The organism is Streptomyces sp. NPDC096205 (genome assembly GCF_044763135.1).
GTDB lineage: Bacteria > Actinomycetota > Actinomycetes > Streptomycetales > Streptomycetaceae > Streptomyces.
Genome location: NZ_JBIWFS010000002.1, coordinates 826,621 through 843,275, shown reverse-complemented (window position 1 = coordinate 843,275; position 16,655 = coordinate 826,621). Strand labels below are relative to the sequence as shown.

At 72.6% G+C, this 16,655-nt stretch carries 15 protein-coding genes; 8 read left to right on the top strand and 7 right to left on the bottom strand.

Annotated features, from left to right (window positions below):
* Window positions 1-16 precede the first annotated feature (16 nt).
* Complete coding sequence (locus ACIQ6Y_RS10290; RefSeq protein ID WP_404035203.1) at window positions 17-922, bottom strand: NAD(P)-dependent oxidoreductase; 906 nt, start codon at window positions 920-922, stop codon at window positions 17-19.
* A 181-nt stretch (window positions 923-1,103) separates the two neighbouring features.
* Between ACIQ6Y_RS10290 and ACIQ6Y_RS10285 the strand changes: the two genes are divergently transcribed.
* Window positions 1,104-1,499 (top strand): winged helix-turn-helix transcriptional regulator, encoded by a 396-nt coding sequence (locus ACIQ6Y_RS10285; protein WP_404035200.1) that lies wholly within the window; start codon window positions 1,104-1,106, stop codon window positions 1,497-1,499.
* Here the strand turns inward: ACIQ6Y_RS10285 and ACIQ6Y_RS10280 are convergent.
* Window positions 1,434-2,066: a class F sortase gene (locus tag ACIQ6Y_RS10280; RefSeq protein WP_404035198.1), complete on the bottom strand. Its 633-nt coding sequence runs from the start codon at window positions 2,064-2,066 to the stop codon at window positions 1,434-1,436. The two genes, ACIQ6Y_RS10285 and ACIQ6Y_RS10280, sit on opposite strands and share 66 nt — an antisense overlap.
* Before the next feature lie 108 nt (window positions 2,067-2,174).
* Complete coding sequence (locus ACIQ6Y_RS10275) at window positions 2,175-2,696, bottom strand: hypothetical protein (RefSeq protein WP_404035195.1); 522 nt, start codon at window positions 2,694-2,696, stop codon at window positions 2,175-2,177.
* A 309-nt stretch (window positions 2,697-3,005) separates the two neighbouring features.
* Here ACIQ6Y_RS10275 and ACIQ6Y_RS10270 point away from each other — a divergent pair, with 309 nt between their 5' ends.
* Window positions 3,006-3,593, top strand: a complete 588-nt coding sequence (locus ACIQ6Y_RS10270; protein WP_404035192.1) for an NADPH-dependent FMN reductase — start codon at window positions 3,006-3,008, stop codon at window positions 3,591-3,593.
* 18 nt (window positions 3,594-3,611) lie between these two features.
* Here the strand turns inward: ACIQ6Y_RS10270 and ACIQ6Y_RS10265 are convergent, their stop codons facing one another.
* Window positions 3,612-5,234, bottom strand: coding sequence for a M4 family metallopeptidase (locus tag ACIQ6Y_RS10265; protein ID WP_404035189.1), 1,623 nt, complete (start codon window positions 5,232-5,234; stop codon window positions 3,612-3,614).
* A gap of 113 nt (window positions 5,235-5,347) precedes the next feature.
* Between ACIQ6Y_RS10265 and ACIQ6Y_RS10260 the strand changes: the two genes are divergently transcribed.
* Window positions 5,348-5,782 carry a gamma-glutamylcyclotransferase family protein gene (locus tag ACIQ6Y_RS10260; RefSeq protein ID WP_404035186.1) on the top strand — a complete coding sequence of 145 codons (435 nt, stop codon included), beginning with the start codon at window positions 5,348-5,350 and terminating at the stop codon, window positions 5,780-5,782.
* 3 nt (window positions 5,783-5,785) lie between these two features.
* Here the strand turns inward: ACIQ6Y_RS10260 and ACIQ6Y_RS10255 are convergent, their stop codons facing one another.
* The 3 genes from ACIQ6Y_RS10255 to ACIQ6Y_RS10245 form a co-directional block, all read right to left on the bottom strand.
* Window positions 5,786-6,238, bottom strand: a complete 453-nt coding sequence (locus ACIQ6Y_RS10255; RefSeq protein ID WP_404035183.1) for a carboxymuconolactone decarboxylase family protein — start codon at window positions 6,236-6,238, stop codon at window positions 5,786-5,788.
* Between the two features lie 62 nt (window positions 6,239-6,300).
* A complete protein-coding gene (locus ACIQ6Y_RS10250; protein ID WP_404035180.1) occupies window positions 6,301-8,634 on the bottom strand; it encodes a molybdopterin oxidoreductase family protein in 2,334 nt (777 codons plus the stop codon).
* Window positions 8,635-8,850: 216 nt separating this feature from the next.
* Window positions 8,851-9,534: a vancomycin high temperature exclusion protein gene (locus tag ACIQ6Y_RS10245; RefSeq protein ID WP_404035177.1), complete on the bottom strand. Its 684-nt coding sequence runs from the start codon at window positions 9,532-9,534 to the stop codon at window positions 8,851-8,853.
* A 155-nt stretch (window positions 9,535-9,689) separates the two neighbouring features.
* On the opposite strand from ACIQ6Y_RS10245, the gene ACIQ6Y_RS10240 reads away from it, so the two are divergent.
* The 5 genes from ACIQ6Y_RS10240 (at window position 9,690) to ACIQ6Y_RS10220 (ending at window position 16,615) form a co-directional block, all read left to right on the top strand.
* Window positions 9,690-10,481: a sirohydrochlorin chelatase gene (locus ACIQ6Y_RS10240; RefSeq protein ID WP_404035174.1), complete on the top strand. Its 792-nt coding sequence runs from the start codon at window positions 9,690-9,692 to the stop codon at window positions 10,479-10,481.
* A gap of 117 nt (window positions 10,482-10,598) precedes the next feature.
* Entirely contained in the window at window positions 10,599-11,867 is a 1,269-nt protein-coding gene (locus ACIQ6Y_RS10235) for a deoxyguanosinetriphosphate triphosphohydrolase (RefSeq protein ID WP_404035171.1), read from the top strand.
* Between the two features lie 119 nt (window positions 11,868-11,986).
* Window positions 11,987-13,252, top strand: coding sequence for an NAD(P)/FAD-dependent oxidoreductase (locus ACIQ6Y_RS10230; RefSeq protein ID WP_404035169.1), 1,266 nt, complete (start codon window positions 11,987-11,989; stop codon window positions 13,250-13,252).
* Between the two features lie 46 nt (window positions 13,253-13,298).
* Complete coding sequence (gene dnaG / locus ACIQ6Y_RS10225) at window positions 13,299-15,200, top strand: DNA primase (RefSeq protein ID WP_404035166.1); 1,902 nt, start codon at window positions 13,299-13,301, stop codon at window positions 15,198-15,200.
* Window positions 15,201-15,346: 146 nt separating this feature from the next.
* Entirely contained in the window at window positions 15,347-16,615 is a 1,269-nt protein-coding gene (locus tag ACIQ6Y_RS10220) for a sigma-70 family RNA polymerase sigma factor (RefSeq protein WP_404035163.1), read from the top strand.
* The last annotated feature ends 40 nt before the right edge of the window (window positions 16,616-16,655 follow it).

Sequence of the window (16,655 nt, the reverse complement as noted above, 5' to 3'; positions counted from 1 at the left end):
CCCATGCCGACGGCCGTCAGGCGGTGGCCGCGCTGCCGTCCAGCAGGGCGATCACCCCCGCGTTGTCCTCGTCGCCATGGCCCGACTCCACCCGCCGGCGCATCAGGTCCAGGTACGGCGTGAGGAGCTCGGTGCTCACCCCCAGCTCCTCGGAGGTGCCCAGGAACGTGCCGCTGCTGGCGACCTGCATGGCCAGGCTGGAGACGACGTCGGTCGTGAAGTCGCCGCTCTCCAGCCTCTCGGCGGCCACATGCACCAGGGACGACATCGCGTTCAGCCACCCCTCCAGCAGCGGCGCGAACTCCTTCGGCGCGATGTCCTGCCCGCGGATCAGGGCGAAGGCGTGCGCGATCCCGCCGAGCATGCCGTACATCCCGCTCAGCAGTGCCACGTCGTGCAGGGCGGCGGACCCGGCGTCCGGGCCCACGTACCGGGTGCCGGCCGGTACGGCGAGGGCGGCCCGGTGCTCCTCGAACAGCTCGGCCGAGCCGCTGTAGAACACGAAGGCGCCCGACTCGGCGGCACCGATCATCGGCGGTACGGCCATGATCCCGCCGTCGAGGAACCGGGCGCCGCGCGCTTCGGCCCAGGCGGCGCGGGCGCGGCCCTGGCCGGGCGTGCCGGTGGTGAGGTTCACGACGTCCCGGCCGGTCAGGCCGGCCGGTGCGAGGGCCTCGCCGACCGAGGCGTCGTCGAGCAGGCAGACGACCACCAGCCGGTTCGCGGCCACCGCCTCGGCCGCGCTCGCGGCGACGGTCGCGCCCTCGGCGGCGAGGGCCTCGGCCCGGGCGGGGGTGCGGTTCCAGACGGTGACGGGGTGGCCGGCGGCGAGCCAGGCGCGGACCAGGGCGGTGCCCATGGCGCCGGTGCCGAGGACGGTGAGAGGCGTGCGGGAGCTGGGGGAAAGGGCGTTGTCAGTCATGGCGGTTAGCCTCGTAGAGGGTGGATCACCTGCTCAAGTACGCACTTACGAGTGGGTGGTTACCGCGGCGAAAGCATCCAGGCAGAGCAACCAGGCAGAGCAACCAGGCAGAGCAACCAGGCAGAGCAACAGGCAGAACAACAGGCAGAACATCCGGACAGAGGGGACGGGGGGACGGGGCATGACGATCGGACGGCGGCCGGGTTCGTACATGTGCGGCACGGACGCGGCGATGGACGTGATCGGCGGCAAGTGGAAGGTGCTGATCCTGTGGGCGCTGCATGTGCGCCCGCACCGCTTCGGGGAGCTGCGCCGCGAGCTGCCGGGCGTGACGGAGAAGGTGCTCACGGCACAACTGCGCGAGATGGAGGCGGACGGCATCGTGCACCGCGAGGAGTACGCCGAGGTGCCGCCGCGGGTGGAGTACTCGCTGACCGAGCGCGGCGAGACCCTCAACACGGCGCTGGAGCCGCTCGCGGAGTGGGGGAAGGCGAACCTCCTGGGCGGAGCCTCAGCGCACGCTGCCGGTCAGCCGGGCGAAGACGACCACGTTGCCCTGATACCCGGTCGCGCGTGAGTAGCCGCCGCCGCAGGTGATGACCCGCAGCTCGGGGCGGGGGGCGGCCCCGTACACCTTGCGGTCGGGGAAGTTCCGCGCCTGGTACACCTCGACGGCGTAGACGGTGAAGCGCGCGGTGCTGCCGTCGCGCCGCTCCACGTCGATGCCGCTGCCCTTCTTCAGCGCGCCGAGGGCGTAGAAGACGGCGGGGCCGTCGGCGTTGTCGACATGCCCGGCGACGATGGCGGTGCCGGTCTCCCCGGGCGTGGTGCCGGCCTCGTACCAGCCGGCGAGGTTCTTCTTCTCCGCGGGCGGCACGTCGAGGCTGCCGGACGGGGTGAGGCCGAGGCCCATCAAAGGCGCGTCCACCCGGATCGCGGGGATGCGGATGCGGTCGGGCGGGGAGGGCGGCAGAGCGGGGGCGGAGGTCACCCGGCCGTGGCCCGCGTGATCGGTGCCGGCGGCCTCGGCGGCGGAGGGCTGCGGCGGGGCGTGCGGGGCGGCGCCGTTGTGCAGCAGCCAGGCTCCCGTGCACAGGGCGGCGGCGGTGACGGCCGCTATGGCGGTGTTGCCGTATCTGCGCACCTGGACCTCCCTTCGGTCCCCGGGTCCCCCTCCGGGCCGCGAGGGGCGGTCGGACCCGGAGGGGGAGGGGACATGCGGTACCGGCGGACGGACAGCGGAGGGTGTCCGTCAGATCCCGTCGCCTCTCGCCCGGCGATGCAGGAGCCAGGTACCGCCCGCGGCGGCGACGGCGAGAGCCGCCACGCCTGCCGCGGTCTGCACGGGGTCGGGGCCAAGAGCGCCGCCGACCCCCGTCTTCACACTGCCGCGCGGCTGCACGGGAGTGAGCGTCACCACGAGGTCGCCGTGCACCTCCCGGCCGTCGTGGCCACACGTCGCGACGATCTCGTACGTCCCCGGCTGGGCGCTCGGCGGCACCTTGAACTGGCCGATCACCTCGCCCTCGCGGCTGCTGGGCGCCAGGGTGAAGACCCCGGCCCCGACCGCGCTGGCGTCGCCCTCCGCGGCGGAGTCGTCGCCGCAGGCGGCGGTGCCGACGGTGACGGTGCCGCCGGGGACCACGGACGACGGGTACACCTCCAGGCCGGCGGACTCAGCGGCGCCGGCGGCATACGCGCTCGCGGCGAGCGGTCCGCCGACGACGACGGCGGCGAACGCCGCGCCGGTCAGCAGCCTGGCGGTACGTCGCATCGGTCGCTCCTTCACGAGCTCCTCGTCGAGCCCCTCGGTCGAGCCTGTCGCGGCCCCTGCTCTTCCCTTGCTCTTCCGAGGAAAAAGGCAGGGCGCCGAGCCCGCTTCCTGAGGGGGCGTCAGAAACGCGGCGAACGGGCCCGCACCGGGCACCCCCGAGGGTGCGTTTCAGCAGGTCACGGCCGCACGGCAGGCGTGTCGTACAAGAACACCCGAAGAGCGCAGGGCGACGGGGTGAACGGGTGACCGCCGCCCGCCCGGGAACCGGAGCTTGACCTCAACAAAACTTGAGGTACCAGCCTGTCCCGCATGACCACACAGAACACCAGCCCCCTCCATGTCACCGTCGTCCTCGGCAGCAACCGCCACGGCCGCTTCGGCCCGGTCGTCGCCGACTGGCTCCTCGACCGCCTCCGCACCCGCGAGGACCTCACGGCCGATGTCCTGGACGTCGCGGAGACGGACCTGCCCACCTCGATGACCCGCACGCCGGAGACGGCCGCGGCCCTCGCCGCGATCACCCCCAAGCTGGCTTCGGCGGACGCGTTCGTCGTCCTCACCCCCGAGTACAACCACTCCTACCCGGCGGCCCTGAAGAACCTCATCGACTGGCACCACACCGAGTGGCAGGCCAAGCCCGTCGCCCTCGTCTCCTACGGCGGCATCTCCGGCGGCCTGCGCGCCACCGAACACCTCCGCCAGGTCTTCGCCGAACTCCACACCGTCACCGTCCGCGACACGGTCTCCTTCCCCAACGCCGCGGGTGCCTTCGACACCGAAGGCACCCTGAAGGACCCGACGGGCCCGAACGCGGCGGCGAAGGTGATGCTGGACCAACTGGTGTGGTGGGGCCAGGCGTTGAGGGAGGCGAAGGAGAGGCGGCCTTACGGGGGTTAGGCCGCCCAGGGGGGCGGGTCAGCCCACCTTCACCGCGCTCCAAGCGGCGCCCACCGCCGCGTACTCCCGGCTCCCGGCCCCGTAAAGATCCCGGGCCGCGTTGAGGGTCGCTGTCCTGGCGGCCGCGTAGTTCGTCGACGACGTCATGTAGACCGTCAGTGCGCGGTACCAGATCGCGCCCAGGGCGGTGCGGCCGATGCCGGTGACGGTGGAGCCGTTGCAGGTGGGGGAGTCGTAGGTGACGCCGTTCAGGGACTTCGGGCCGCTGCCCTCCGCGAGGAGGTAGGCGAAGTGGTTGGCGACGCCCGAGGAGTAGTGGACGTCCAGGGTGCCGGTGGTCGGGCTCCAGCAGTCGGCGGACTTGCCGTCGCGGCTGGGGCGGTCCATCCAGCGCAGGGCGGCCTTGCCGAAGCCGGAGCGGACGATCTTCTCGCCGATCAGCCAGTCGCCGGGGTCCTGGGCGTTCGCCGCGTGGAACTCCACGAGCGTGCCGAAGATGTCCGAGGTCGCCTCGTTCAGGCCGCCGCTCTCGCCCGAGTACGTCAGGGCCGCCGTCTTGGACGTCACGCCGTGGGACATCTCGTGCCCGGCGACGTCCAGGGAGACCAGCGGACCGAACTGCTTGCCGTCACCGTCGCCGTACGTCATGCAGAAACAACTGTCGTCCCAGAAGGCGTTGTTGTACGCACTCCCGTAGTGCACCCGGTTGTACGAGCCCTTGCCGTCACCGGCGATGCCCTTGCGGCCGTGGACCTTCGCGTAGTAGTCCCACGTCATCGCCGTGCCGTACTGGGCGTCGACCGCCGCCGAGGCCCGGTCGGCCTGCGTGCCGTCGCCCCAGTGGTTGTCGGCGTCCGTGAAGACCGTGGCCGGGGCGCGGCTCACGCACACCGCGCCCAGCAGACACAGGTCCGTCCCGCCCGCCGCGTCACCGGTGTACGTGCCACCGCGCAGCGGGTCCTTCAGGCTGTACGAGGATCCGCTCGCGGTCGTCTCCAGCGCGACCGTGCCGCCGTAGAGGGACCGGCCGTCGCCCGTCGCGGTCTCCAGCACGTCCCAGGCGTCCAGTTGGGTGCCCGTCGTCGCGTCCGTCAGCACCGTACGCGCGACCGGGTTGCCCCGCTCGTCGAGGGCGGCCGCCTCGGTGCGCCAGGCCAGCCTCGGCGCGCCGTGCAGGGCGTCGACGACCAGCTCGGGGCGGGAGGTCAGCTTGCGCAGGGCCGTGCCGAGGTTGGTCGCGCGCAGGGCCTGCGCCGCCAGGTCGGCCGCCTTGGTGGCGGGCAGCGCCGGGGTCACGCCGAGCGAGATCTGCCGGGTCGTCGCGCGGGAGGTGCCGCGGAGGGTGCCGTCGGGCGACAGGTGCAGCACGAAGTCACCGCCCAGCACCGGGAGTTCGCGGTACGTGCGGTCGTAGCGCACATGCTGGGTGCCGTCCGGGTCGACGATCACGTCGCGGACCTTCACCGACTGCCCCTCCGCCAGGCCGAGTTCGCTCCGGTGAGTGTCCAGCGCCGCCGCCGCGTTCTCCAGCGGCGTGGGTTCGGGCGCGGCGCCGGCCGCGGGGGAGAGCACCCCGGCCAGCAGGGCGACGGCGGCGGCGGTGGTCAGGCTGCGGGCGGCGTACGGCCGTATCCGGCTCATGGGTCTCCTCGGTGCGGGGACGGCGGCGGGAGGTGACCAAGATTCAAAGCGCTGCGGACCTGTCATGGCCATAGCGATTACGTGGAGGTGTGTGAGGAGTGAGAATCGTTTCTGTGACGCCCGAAAACCCCCGCCACCTCCCCTTCTTCGTCTACGGCACCCTCCGCCCCGGCGAGGTCAACCACGACCTCTTCCTGCGCGGCCGCACCCGCGCCGAGGACCCGGCCCGGCTCGCCGGAGCCGCCCTGTACGACGGCCCCGGCTACCCCTACGCCGTCGAGGAGCCGGGCGGTGTGGTGTGCGGGGAGCTGGTCACCGCGCTCGACGAGGCGTACGCCGAACTCCTCGGCGCGCTGGACCAGTTGGAGGAGTACCGCCCCGGCGACCCGGGCCGCAGCCTCTATCTGCGCGTCGAGCGCGAGGTCCTGCGGGAGGCCGACGGGGCCGCCGTCCGGGCCTGGGTCTATCTCGCCGCGCCCGCGATCGCCGCCCGGCTGCGGGAGCGCGGCAAGCTCATCGAGAGCGGCGACTGGAGGAACCGCCGCTGACCGTCACACCGTGCCGGGGGTCTTGCGGGTCGTCACGTTCATGCGGTTCCACGTGTTCACCGTGAAGATCAGCGCGATGAGCTGCGCGAGCTCCTGCTCCTCGAAGTGGCGCGCGGCCTCGTCGTACACATGGTCGTGCACCCCCTGCGGCAGCAGCGTGACCGCCTCGGTGAGCGCCAGGGCCGCCCGCTCCTTCTCCGTGAACAGGCTCGACTCCTCCCACGCGGAGAGCTGGTAGATGCGGGCCTCGCTCTCACCGGCCTTGCGGGCGTCGCCCGTGTGGTAATCGAGGCAGTACGCACACCGGTTGAGCTGCGAGGCCCGGATCTGGACCAGCTCCAGCAGGACCGGGTCGATGCCCTGCCGGGCGGCCGCGTCGAGGGCCAGGACCGCCTTGAACACCTTGGGGGCGACGGCGGCGAAGTTCATGCGCTGAGGTACCTGGTGGGTCGTCATGCCTCGAATCTACGAGGCTCGGCGACCCACCGACGGGTGCATTTCTGCCCCAGAATCGTGGGTCAATCCGCGACGGGTCGTACCGCCTCCAGACGCACCGCGCACGCCTTGAACTCCGGCATCCGCGAGGTCGGGTCCAGGGCCGGGTTGGTGAGCGTGTTCGCGCGGCCCTCGCCGGGCCAGTGGAACGGCATGAACACGGTGTCCGGGCGGATGGACGTCGTGATCCGGGCCGGCGCCACGGCCCGGCCGCGCCGGGACACCACTGCCACCGGGTCGCCCTCGGCCGCGCCCAGCCGGGCCGCGAGCCGCGGATGCAGCTCCACGAACGGTCCGGGCGCGGCGGCGTTCAGCTCCGCCACCCGCCGGGTCTGCGCCCCCGACTGGTACTGCGACACCACACGGCCCGTCGTCAGCAGCACCGGGTACTCGTCGTCCGGCTCCTCGGCGATCGCCCGGTAGGACACCGCCACGAACCGGGCCCGCCCGTCGGGCGTGGCGAACCGGTCGAGGAAGAGCCGCGGGGTGCCGGGGTGCGGCGCGGCGACACGGGCCTCAGCGGCCTCGCTGGCTTCACCGGCTTCACCGGCTTCACCGGCTTCACCGGCGTGGCCGGCGGCCTCGGTCGGCTCCTCGGCACCCGTCTCCAGCGCGGGGTCGTCCGGCAGCGGGGCGTCGAGTGCGGCGTCCTCGCCGTCATCGACGGGACCTGCGGGGCCGGAGCCGGTCGTACCCGTGAGTGCATCCGCTGCGGCCGAGCCCGCGGACGCGTCCGCCCCCTCCGGCTCCACCGGCCCCGGGCAGGGCCAGAACACGCCGTTCTCCTCCGCGAGCCTCCGGTACGTGATCCCCGAGTAGTCCGCGGGTCCGCCCGCGCTCGCGCGGCGGAGTTCGGTGAAGATCTCCTCCGGGTCGGTCGGGAAGCCCTTCTCCACGCCCAGCCGGGCGGCGAGGCCGTGCAGGACCTCCAGGTCGCTGCGCACGCCCTCGGGCGGGGTGATGGCCTGCCGGCGCAGCAGCACCCGGCCCTCCAGGTTCGTCGTCGTGCCCGTCTCCTCGGCCCACTGGGTCACCGGCAGCACGACGTCGGCCAGCTCGGCTGTCTCCGACATCACCACGTCGGCCACGGCCAGGAAGTCCAGCGACCGCAGCCGCTCCTCGATGTGCGCGGCACGCGGCGCCGACACCACCGGGTTGGAGCCCATCAGCAGCAGCGACTTGATGTCCGTGCCCAGCGCGTCCAGCAGCTCGTACGCGCTGCGCCCCGGTCCCGGCAGCGAGTCCGGGTCCACGCCCCACACCGCGGCCACGTGCCGCCGGGCCTCGGGGTCGTCCAGCTTGCGGTAGCCGGGCAGCTGGTCGGCCTTCTGGCCGTGCTCGCGCCCGCCCTGCCCGTTGCCCTGCCCGGTCAGACAGCCGTAGCCGCTGAACGGCTGACCGGCCCGCCCCGTCGCCAGGCACAGGTTGATCCACGCGCTCACGGTGTCGGTGCCCTTGGCCTGCTGCTCGGGCCCGCGCGCGGTGAGCACCATCGCGGCCTCCGGCTCGCAGAACAGCCGTACGGCCTCGCGCAGTTCGGGCACGGAGATGCCGGTGATCCGCTCGACGTACTCCGGCCAGTGCGCCATCGCCGCCGCCCGGGTCTCCTCCCAGCCGGACGTACGGTTTTGGATGTACTCCTCGTCGGTACGGCCCTCCGCGACGACCAGGTGCAGCAGCCCCAGCGCGAGCGCGAGGTCGGTGCCCGGGCGCGGGGCCAGATGCAGATCGGCCTGCTCGGCGGTACGCGTGCGGCGCGGGTCGACGACGATCAGCGTGCCGCCGTTCTCCTTCAGCTCGGTGAGGTAGCGCAGCGCCGGCGGCATCGTCTCGACCAGGTTGGACCCGACCAGGATCACGCACCCGGTCCGCGGTATGTCCTCCAGCGGGAACGGCAGCCCGCGGTCCAGGCCGAACGCCTTGGTGCCGCCCGCCGCCGCCGACGACATGCAGAACCGGCCGTTGTAGTCGATCTGCGAGGTCCCCAGCGCGACCCGCGCGAACTTGCCGAGCGTGTACGCCTTCTCGTTGGTCAGCCCGCCGCCGCCGAACACGCCGACCGCGTCGGGCCCGTGCTCGGCGCGCGTCCGGATCAGCGCCCCGGCGATCCGGTCGAGCGCCTCGTCCCAGCCGGCCGGCACGAGCGCGCCGCCCTGCCGCACAAGAGGCGAGGTCAGCCGGACGCCCTTGGCGAGAACCTCCGGCGAGGTGCGGCCCTTGCCGCACAGCGCGCCCCGGTTCACCGGGAAATCGGTGCGCTCGATCACCTCGACGCCCCCCTCGCGTGCGGGCGACAGGTTCATCCCGCACTGCAGGGCGCAGTACGGGCAGTGGGTGGGCGTGAGGGTGCTCTTCATGCACTTCAGCGTGGGTCGGGCGTGTTACGCCCCATGACGGCCGATTGTTAAACGAAGCGCACGGCGACCTCTTCGCGTGCGCGGCCGGACCGTGAGGTGGGACCGGTACTGCCCTGGCCCGGCGGCCGGGGCGTCCCTCGCGCCCGCCCGCCTGCCCGCGTCTCGCCGTCCGCGCCTGCGGGCCGTGGTGGGTTGCTCGCGCAGTTCCCCGCGCCCCTAAAAGCCACTCGCCTCCGTCAGGGCTCGCGTCACGCCGTGCTCCCTGCGCCCCAGGAACCGCGGATCGGGCTCGATCACCGCGTCCAGCGCGGCCTTGCCGGAGGCGAGGATCTCCCGTACGCCGCCGTAGTACCAGGTCGAGTCGTGCGGCTCGGCGACCCCGACGCCGTACGAGACGATCCCCGCGTCCTCGCACAGGGCGACGGCCCGCCGGATGTGGAAGCCCTGGCTGATCAGCACCGCCTTGTCGACGCCGAAGATCTTCTTCGCCCGTACGCACGAGTCCCAGGTGTCGAAGCCCGCGTAGTCCGACACGATCCGCCGGTCCGGAACCCCGCTGCGCACCAGATAGGCGCGCATCGCGTCCGGCTCGTCGTACTCCTCACGGCTGTTGTCCCCGGTGACCAGCACGACCTTCACCCGGCCCGCCCGGTACAGCTCGGCCGCCGTGTCCAGCCGGTGCGCGAGGTACGGCGACGGCTCGCCGTTCCACAGCCCCGCCCCGAACACCATCGCCACGTCCGTGCGCGGCACGTCCGCGGTCGTGCTCAGCCGCCCGTCCGTCACGACGTGCAGCCACGCCGCCGGCATCAGCGCCAGCGCGCACCCCGCCATCACGGCCTGCACGAGCCGCCGCCGCCCGGCACGTGTACGGGGCACACGGGGTCGAACGATCTTCATCCAGCCATCCTCCGGTCGCCTACGACCAGGAAGGACGCGCCCCGCACGGATCCGGTTCACCTCACACCGAGCGCCCGCGTCCCGTGAAGCACCGGAAAACAACCGTGATACGGCCGTGCAACGGGGGCGCAATCTCGGCCAGCCAGGATCCTTGCATGACGGCGCATCTCATGAACCGGATCAGCAGCGGGCTCGCCGGCCGCCTCGGCCTCGCCCCGCTCGACGGCCAGCCCGCGCTGGTCCTGGTCGCCCACGGCAGCCGCGACCCCCGCGCCCTGGAGACCGTCCGCGAGCTGGCCGACCGGGTCCGCGCCCGCCGCCCCGGTCTCGCCGTCCGCCTCGGCCACATCGAGCTGAACGCCCCCCTGCTGCCCGACACCCTCGCCTCCCTCGGCACCGACGAGGCCGTCCTGGTCCCGCTGCTGTTCAGCCGCGGCTTCCACATCAAGCAGGACATCCCCGACATGGCGGCCGAGGCCAGGATCCGCACCCGCCAGGCCGCACCGCTGGGTGCCCACCCCCTGCTCGTCCAGGCACTCCACGAACGCCTGACCGAGGCCGGCTGGCACGCCCCTCGCACGGCCTCCGAGCGTCGTACGACGGCCGTGGTCCTCGCCGCCGCAGGCTCCCGCGACCCCGAGTCCGCCGCGGGCACCCGCCGTATCGCCGACCGCCTGGCCGAGCGGCTGGGCGTCCCCGTGGTCCCGGCGTACGCCTGCGCGGCGACCCCGACGGTGGAGTCGGCCATCCGCTCCCTCACCGCGAGAGGCCGCCACCGCATAGCCGTGGCGTCCTGCTTCACAGCCCCGGGCCGCTTCGCGACGGAGTGCGCGGCCAAGGCCCCATGGGTAGCCTCGGCCCCCCTGGGAGCCCACCCCGCGATGGCGGACCTGATCCTCCACAGATACGACCAGTCACTGGAAACGGCGTTGAGGGCAGTGGCCTAAGGGGCGCGGGGCTGTATCGATTTGCGGCTCCGCCGCGTGGGCGCGAACAGCCACGAACGACCCGCACCCGCACCACAACAACACTCGGCAGACGAGTAGGCGCACTACTGTCGACCCATGGCAGGCACTCCCCACGACTACGACGACACCGCCACCGAACGCTACGCCCCCGAGCCGGACAAACGCCCAGGCCGCACCGCCTTCCAACGCGACCGCGCCAGGGTCCTGCACAGCTCGGCCCTCAGAAGGCTCGCGGGAAAGACCCAGGTCGTCACCCCCGGCACCACCAGCAGGGTGTGGGACGCCAGTCCGAGAACCCGCCTCACCCACTCCCTGGAATGCGCCCAGGTAGGCCGAGAGCTGGGCGCGGCCCTCGGCTGTGACCCGGACCTGGTGGAGGCCGCCTGCCTCTCCCACGACCTCGGACACCCGCCTTTCGGTCACAACGGCGAACAGGCCCTCAACGAGTTCGCGGCCGACTGCGGCGGCTTCGAGGGCAACGCCCAGTCGCTCAGGCTCCTCACCCGCATCGAGCCCAAGCGGTTCACCCCGGAGGGCTCCGTCGGCCTCAACCTCACCCGGGCCGCCCTGGACGCCGCCACCAAGTACCCGTGGCCGCGCGGCGCCCACCCCACCGACCCGGACTCCACCAAGTTCGGCGTCTACGAGGACGACCGGCCCGTCTTCGACTGGGTCCGCAAGGACGCCCCCGGCACCCGTACCTGTTTCGAGGCCCAGGTCATGGACTGGTCGGACGACGTGGCGTACTCGGTGCACGACGTGGAGGACGGCCTGCACGCCGGGCACATCGACCCCAACATGCTGCACGCCGAGCCGGAGCGGCAGGACGTGTTCGCGGTGGCCGTCGGCCGGTACGTGCCCGCGGACACCGACCCGGCCGAGCTCGCCGAGGCCCTCGACCGGCTCCAGGACCAGGAGTGGTGGCCGCACGGCTACGACGGCACGGCCCTCGCCCAGGCCCGCCTGAAGGACGCCACCAGCCAGCTCATCGGCCGGTTCTGCCTGGCCGCCGAGGGCGCCACGCGGGCCGCGTACGGCTCGGGCCGGCTGACCCGCTACGGGGCCGAGCTGGTCGTACCACGGGGGACCCGGATGGAGTGCGCCGTACTGAAGGCGGTCGCCGACCGGTACGTCATGCAGCGCGACGAGCAGACGCGGCTGCGCGCCGACCAGCGGATCGTGGTCGCCGGACTCGCGGAGGCGCTCACCGCGCGGGCCCCCGACGGCCTCGACCCGCAGTTCCGCGCCCTGTTCGACCAGGCCGGCGACGACCGGGCCCGCAAGCGCGTGATCGTCGACCAGATCGCGTCGCTCACCGACGCCTCGGCGCGCTCCCTGCACGCCCGGCTGACGGGTCGCCCGTGACGGCGCCGCCGACCGGGCGGACGTAACCCTGCGTGGCCTGATCGGGTCACTCCCTCTTCCCCCATCACGCTGCGTGCGGGACGCTCGCATGTGGCGCCACGTCAACGAGGAGGCAACAAGTGGTCGATGCGGATCAGACATTCGTCATCGTCGGAGGCGGTCTCGCCGGTGCGAAGGCGGCCGAGACGCTCCGCGCGGAGGGGTTCACGGGGCGGGTGATACTGATCTGCGACGAACGCGACCACCCCTACGAGCGGCCGCCCCTGTCCAAGGGCTATCTGCTCGGCAAGGAGGAGCGCGACAGCGTCTTCGTGCACGAGCCCGCCTGGTACGCGCGCCACGACGTCGAACTGCACCTCGGGCAGACCGTCGACGCGATCGACCCGGCGGCGAAGACCGTCCGCTTCGGTGACGACGGCACCCTCGTCCGCTACGACAAGCTGCTGCTGGCGACCGGCGCCGAGCCGCGCCGCCTGGACATCCCCGGCACGGACCTCACGGGCGTCCACCATCTGCGCAGGCTCGCGCACGCCGAGCGCCTCAAGGGCGTCCTCGGCGCCCTCGGCCGGGACAACGGGCATCTGGTGATCGCCGGGGCCGGCTGGATCGGCCTGGAGGTCGCGGCGGCGGCCCGCGGGTACGGCGCGGAGGTCACGGTCATCGAGCCGGGGCCGACCCCGCTGCACGGGGCGCTCGGCCCCGAGCTGGGCAATGTCTTCGCCGAACTGCACCGCGAGCACGGGGTCCGCTTCCACTTCGGGGTCCGGCTCACGGAGATCGTCGGCCAGGACGGCCTGGTCCTCGCCGCCCGCACCGACGACGGCGAGGAGCACCCGGCGCACGACGTCCTCGCCGCGATCGGCGCGGCCCCGCGGATCGCGCTCGCGGAGGCGGCCGGGCTGGAGATCGCCGACCGGGCGCACGGCGGCGGCATCGTCGTGGACGAGCGGCTGCGCACCTCCGACCCCGACATCTACGCGGCCGGCGACGTGGCGTCCTTCCCGCTCGCCCTGTTCGACAGCCGGATCAGGGTCGAGCACTGGGCGAACGCGCTGAACGGCGGACCGGCCGCGGCGCGGGCGATGCTCGGCAAGGACGTGGTCTACGACCGGATGCCCTACTTCTTCACCGACCAGTACGACCTGGGCATGGAGTACAGCGGCTGGGCTCCGCCGGGGTCGTACGACCAGGTGGTGATCCGCGGGGACGCCGGGAAGCGGGAGTTCATCGCGTTCTGGGTGAAGGAGGGGCGGGTGCTGGCGGGGATGAACGTGAACGTGTGGGACGTCACAGAGACCGTCCAGAACCTCATCCGTTCCCGGGCCCAGGTCGACACGGAGGCTCTCGCGGACCCGCACGTCTCCCTGGAAAGCCTCGTCCCCTGACGTCACGGGGAGCGGCACTGTCACAGCACCCCCGTAGAATTCACGCGTGGCAGGACGGATCAACGACGAGGACGTGAAGGCTGTTCGGGACGCGGTCCCGATCGACGCCGTGGTGTCCGAGTACCTCCAGCTGCGGAACGCGGGCGGCGGCAACCTCAAGGGGCTGTGCCCGTTTCACGACGAGAAGTCGCCGTCCTTCCAGGTCAGCCCGAGCAAGGGACTCTTCCACTGCTTCGGCTGCCAGGAGGGCGGCGACACCATCACGTTCGTGATGAAGATCGACCACCTCTCCTTCTCGGAGGCGGTCGAGCGTCTGGCCGGCCAGGCGGGCATCACCCTGCGCTACGAGGAGGGCGGCTACAACCCCGCCCATCAGCGCGGCGAGCGCATCCGCCTGGTCGAGGCGCACAAGATCGCGGCCGAGTGGTACGCGGAGCAGCTCGCCTCCAGCCCCGAGGCCGACACCGGGCGGATCTTCCTCGCCGAGCGCGGCTTCGACCAGGCGGCGGCCGTGCACTTCGGCGTCGGCTACAGCCCCCAGGGCTGGGACCACCTCACCCGCTTCCTGCGCGGCAAGGGCTTCACCGACAAGGAGCTGATCCTCTCCGGGCTCAGCCAGGAGGGCCGCCGAGGACCCATCGACCGCTTCCGCGGCCGGCTGATGTGGCCGATCCGCGACATCGGCGGCGACGTCGTCGGCTTCGGCGCCCGCAAGCTCTACGAGGCCGACAACGGCCCGAAGTACCTCAACACCCCCGACACGGCGATCTACAAGAAGTCGCAGGTCCTCTACGGCATCGACCTCGCCAAGCAGCACATCGCCAAGTCCAGCCGGGCCGTCGTCGTCGAGGGCTACACCGACGTCATGGCCTGCCATCTCGCCGGGGTCACCACCGCGATCGCCACCTGCGGCACGGCGTTCGGCGGCGAGCACATCCGCATCCTGCGGCGCCTGCTGATGGACAACGGCTCGGCGCGGGTGATCTTCACCTTCGACGGTGACGCGGCCGGACAGAAGGCCGCCCTGCGCGCCTTCGAGGACGACCAGAAGTTCGCCGCCGAGACCTACATCGCCATCGCCCCGGACGGCATGGACCCCTGCGAGCTGCGCCTGGCCAAGGGCGACGACGCGGTCGCCGACCTGGCCGAACCGCGCACCCCGCTGTTCGAGTTCGCGCTGCGGCAGATCGTCGGCCGCTACGACCTCAACACCCCGGCCGGCCGTGCCGCCGCCCTCGACGAGGCCGCGCCGATCGTCGCCCGCATCAAGAACAGCGGCGCCCAGCACGAGGTCGCCGTCCAGCTCGCCGGCATGCTCGGCATCCTCGACACCCAGTTCGTCGTCAAGCGGGTCGCCCAGCTCGCCCGCTGGGCCCGCGACCGCGGCGGCAAGGGCCCCGCCCCGTCCCGCGGCCCGCAGCAGCCGTCGTACGACGCCGCCCCCCGCCCGGGCGCCGCCGGCCCCGCCCTCACCCTGCGCAACCCCGTCTACGCCACCGAACGCGAACTGCTCAAGCTCGCCCTCCAGCGCCCGGAACTGGTCTCCCCGGCCTTCGACGCGTACGGCGTCGACGAGTTCACCGCCGCCCCCTACGCCGCCGTACGCCAGGCCATCCTCGACGCGGGCGGCGCGGAGTTCGGCACGCAGGACCCGCAGGAATACCTGGTCCGGGTGCGGGACGCGGCCCCCGACGACACCGTGCGGGCGATGGTGACGGAACTGGCCGTCGAGGCGATCCTGCGCAAGACGGTCGACGAACACTACGCGGGCGTCCAGCTGGTGACGGTCCGTCGACGCGCCGTCGCCCGTCGCCTCGCCGACCTGCAGAGCCTGCTGGCCCGCCTCGGCAACAGCGATCCCGCCCAGTCGGCGGCGGTGCAGAACGAGATGATGGTCCTCACCAGGTACGACCGCGCGCTGCAGGACGAGGGCCCCGGCTCGCTCTGAGCAGCAGCGCCCCCTGAGGGGCGCGGGGCCGTGCCGATGTGCGGCTCGGCCGCAGCGCAGGGTTTGGCGCCCCGTCACGAAGCGACCGCAAAAAGTCACCGCACGCCCCTCGTGGCGGGGATGTGTCGTACCCCACACTGGTTCCGGTGCCTGAGTCCTCGGAGCGCGGCCGATCCGTCCCCCACGGATCCCTCACCCCCGCGGTTCCGCTCATCGCTCACGGGACGGACAGCGGCGAGGCCGCCGACTCCGCTCCCGAAGCAGCGCTGCCGTACCACTCCGCAGCGATCACCCTGGAGGTCGCCCCCGTGCAGACCCAGACCCTCGTCCAGACCGACGCCACCACCGACGGCCCGGAGCCCGACGCCGAGCCGGGCGTGCTCGTCGCCGTACCGCCGCAGGGCCGTGCCGTGCTCCACCCGGAGGCCCCGGCGGAGCCGTCGGAGCCGCCCACCGAGGCGCTGGAGGAGGCCGAGCCCGCGCCCGTACGCGCTGACACCTCCGGGCCCTCCTCCGACCTGTTCCGCCAGTACCTGCGGGAGATAGGCCGTATCCCGCTGCTCACCGCCGCCGAGGAGGTCGAGCTCGCCCGCCGTGTCGAGGCCGGCCTGTTCGCCGAGGAGAAGCTCCTCGACTCACCCGAGCTGGACACCCGGTTGGCGCTCGACCTGGACCGGCTGGTCGTGATGGGCCGGATGGCCAAGCGCCGCCTCATCGAGGCGAACCTGCGCCTCGTGGTGTCCGTTGCCAAGCGGTACGTCGGCCGCGGCCTGACCATGCTCGACCTGGTGCAGGAGGGCAACCTCGGGCTGATCCGGGCCGTCGAGAAGTTCGACTACGCCCGCGGCTACAAGTTCTCCACGTACGCGACCTGGTGGATCCGCCAGGCCATGTCCCGCGCCCTCGCCGACCAGGCCCGCACCATCCGGGTGCCCGTCCATGTCGTCGAGCTGATCAACCGCGTCGTACGCGTCCAGCGCCGGCTGCTCCAGGAGCGCGGCTACGAGCCCACGGCGGAGGACGTCGCCGTCCAGCTCGACCTGCCGCCCGAGCGGGTCGGCGAAGTGCTGCGCCTCGCGCAGGAGCCCGTGTCGCTGCACGCACCCGTCGGCGAGGAGGACGACGTCGCCCTCGGCGACCTCATCGAGGACGGCGACGCCGCGTCCCCCGTCGAGTCGGCCGCCTTCCTGCTGCTCAGGGAGCACCTGGAAGCCGTGCTGTCCACGCTCGGCGAGCGCGAGCGCAAGGTCGTCCAGCTGCGCTACGGCCTCGTCGACGGCCGCCCGCGCACCCTGGAGGAGATCGGCCGCATCTTCGGCGTGACCCGGGAGCGGATACGGCAGATCGAGTCCAAGACCCTCAACAAGCTGCGCGACCACGCCTTCGCCGATCAGTTGCGGGGATACCTCGACTGAAGCAAGCCAGGGGCGCGGGGCTGCGCCGATCTGCGGCTCC

What these genes read in the sequence shown, in the direction of transcription:
- ACIQ6Y_RS10290 (WP_404035203.1), bottom strand. Translation starts at nt 922, where the DNA reads ATGACTGACAACGCCCTTTCCCCCAGCTCCCGCACGCCTCTCACCGTC.
- ACIQ6Y_RS10285 (WP_404035200.1), top strand. Translation starts at nt 1,104, where the DNA reads ATGACGATCGGACGGCGGCCGGGTTCGTACATGTGCGGCACGGACGCG.
- ACIQ6Y_RS10275 (WP_404035195.1), bottom strand. Translation starts at nt 2,696, where the DNA reads ATGCGACGTACCGCCAGGCTGCTGACCGGCGCGGCGTTCGCCGCCGTC.
- ACIQ6Y_RS10270 (WP_404035192.1), top strand. Translation starts at nt 3,006, where the DNA reads ATGACCACACAGAACACCAGCCCCCTCCATGTCACCGTCGTCCTCGGC.
- ACIQ6Y_RS10265 (WP_404035189.1), bottom strand. Translation starts at nt 5,234, where the DNA reads ATGAGCCGGATACGGCCGTACGCCGCCCGCAGCCTGACCACCGCCGCC.
- ACIQ6Y_RS10255 (WP_404035183.1), bottom strand. Translation starts at nt 6,238, where the DNA reads ATGACGACCCACCAGGTACCTCAGCGCATGAACTTCGCCGCCGTCGCC.
- ACIQ6Y_RS10250 (WP_404035180.1), bottom strand. Translation starts at nt 8,634, where the DNA reads ATGAAGAGCACCCTCACGCCCACCCACTGCCCGTACTGCGCCCTGCAG.
- ACIQ6Y_RS10245 (WP_404035177.1), bottom strand. Translation starts at nt 9,534, where the DNA reads ATGAAGATCGTTCGACCCCGTGTGCCCCGTACACGTGCCGGGCGGCGG.
- ACIQ6Y_RS10240 (WP_404035174.1), top strand. Translation starts at nt 9,690, where the DNA reads ATGACGGCGCATCTCATGAACCGGATCAGCAGCGGGCTCGCCGGCCGC.
- ACIQ6Y_RS10235 (WP_404035171.1), top strand. Translation starts at nt 10,599, where the DNA reads ATGGCAGGCACTCCCCACGACTACGACGACACCGCCACCGAACGCTAC.